At 54.0% G+C, this 1,983-nt stretch carries 2 protein-coding genes; both read right to left on the reverse strand.

What is annotated here, in order from left to right; genetic code table 11:
- A partial coding sequence (locus tag ABF824_RS16300) for an IS5 family transposase (protein WP_415489997.1) occupies positions 1 to 591 on the reverse strand: 591 nt, incomplete at its 3' end.
- A 74-nt stretch (positions 592 to 665) separates the two neighbouring features.
- The gene (locus tag ABF824_RS16305; protein ID WP_415489998.1) at positions 666 to 1,520 is read right to left on the reverse strand and encodes a hypothetical protein; all 855 of its coding nucleotides are present in this window, start codon (positions 1,518 to 1,520) and stop codon (positions 666 to 668) included.
- Positions 1,521 to 1,983 lie beyond the last annotated feature (463 nt).

Raw genomic sequence — 1,983 nt, forward strand, 5'->3', positions numbered from 1 at the left:
GGTGCGGTCGTAGGCACCGTCAGCGAACAGATGCTTGAGCCAGGGCCATCGCTTGCGAATGGCCACGACGATCGCTTGAGCACCGGCACTATCGGAGATATCGGCAGTGGTCAGATTGACCATGAGCAATCGGCCATCTGTATCGACAGCAATGTATCGTTTACGACCGACAACCTTCTTGCCAGCGTCAAAGCCCCGTTTTTCCGCGGCTGGTGCCTTGATGGACTGGCTATCAACAACGGCGGCCGTCGGGCTCTGCTCGCGCCCTTCGCGTTCACGGTCGAGCATCAGTGCGACGTCGTGGATCGTGCGGAACAGGAGCCGGCGCATGAAGCGGCGGAACCACCAATACACTGTCTGCCAGGGCGGGAAGTCGTTCGGCAGTATCCGCCATCCACCGCCTGTTCGTGCCAGATAACGAAGCGCATCAAGCATATCGCGCAGGTCCGTCACAGGCTTGCGACCGCGCTTGGCCACTGACGGCAGAAACGGCTGAATGAACAGCCATTCCTCGTCCGTCAGATCGGTCGGGTAGCGCTTTGACCGCTTCTCAAATCCGGCCATCCGGCCACGGCTCGCTCGGGTCCACATCCCAGGCTTGAATCACGCCCAAGCCACCGCATCAACACATTCTCAAACGGTCTCTAATGCTCAAAGGACAGTTCTTACCCGCTCGGCGACAGGTTCTCAAAAACATCAATGTTTAAGCTATTTCTTAAGGGCACTAATCGAGCCGGCAGCGAGCCTCCCAAGGCAAGACATACGGTGATATTACGCTTGTCGTGCTCATGGCGCGCGAGCGCGTGAAGAACGGCCCGATATTTCACGCACTGAAACAGGCCGCGAGCCAAGTCGCTATCTGGGGAGCTTTTCGGCTTTACCTCGACGGCATGGATGCGGCGCGAGTAATCGAATATGACGTCAATGATATCGCCTGAAGGAAGACAATGCTCCGTCTTTCCAGTTCGATCGATCGCGCGGAGCCCAACCAATTGAGGATTGGCACAAACGAACAACTTTAGTGCAAGATGCTCGGGGCCTTCGCCGCCGCCACTGCCCCTAGCCTTTGCAATGATGAGCTCAGCCGGGTCCATCGTTTTCTTGAGATGCAATTCTTTCAGGATGTCGTCCCAGTAAGGGTAGCTGTAGATACGTGCCCAATATTGCTCGATCAACGCCTTCCGTTCTTCCTTGTTATTCCAGCTTTCACCCTTCTCTGTCAGGAATCCATCGAAGCCGGGGCCAGGAAGTCTCGTCGTTTGATTTACAACAAGCGCTTCAATTGGTGGAACGTCAGAGCCCCATTCTTCGCCGATTTCGTTAAGCGTGGTTCCAATACAACCGAGAGGGTAGTTGAGATTGCGTGGATTGGGCATTTTCACTTCCTGCGCCAATGCCTCATAGAAGACAGGCTGCCGAACCTCTGCTTGTCGGACAAGTATGGGAAGTACCGCGCGTGCCCGCTTCTGATAAAGCTTTTGGCCATGAAAATCCCGTGCTAGCTCGGCTGTTTTTGCCATCCCGCTTTCACCCTCGTTTCCTAATAAGCACACGCTACCTCACGGCCACAACTTTGACGAGACCGCCTCTTCCTCTCGTCTTTGATCATGACGAGCGGGTACCTGCGTCTGCTTTTTCACCATGTCGTCCAGAACCAGACCTTCCGTTTCCCCCAACTGATCTGCCTGTCTGCTCAGTGATGCAGAAGCAGACAGGCGGCAGGCGCCTCGTAGCGGACATATTTTCTTCCAAACGGGCTTCTACATAGCTGCCGCAATTCGGCCAAATCTGAGAGCAGGACTACCGAAGCGTAGGAAACTTAGGTCGGACCGCCAATCAATTTGCATTTCTAAACAGGCCGTAGCAGCTAGATTTCTTTAAGTCGTGTCTCCAAGACGCAGGGATCGCACAATGAGAGAAAATTATCCCATTTATTTAAATTTACTAGCATGCACTCCAATATTGATCTAGGTGGATTATATT

Origin of the sequence: Acetobacter sp., assembly GCF_047721705.1 — a bacterium.
In the GTDB taxonomy this organism is placed as follows: Bacteria; Pseudomonadota; Alphaproteobacteria; order Acetobacterales; family Acetobacteraceae; genus Acetobacter.

Excerpts from the sequence above, each read along its gene's own strand:
- ABF824_RS16305 (WP_415489998.1), bottom strand. The coding sequence starts at position 1,520 with ATGGCAAAAACAGCCGAGCTAGCACGGGATTTTCATGGCCAAAAGCTT.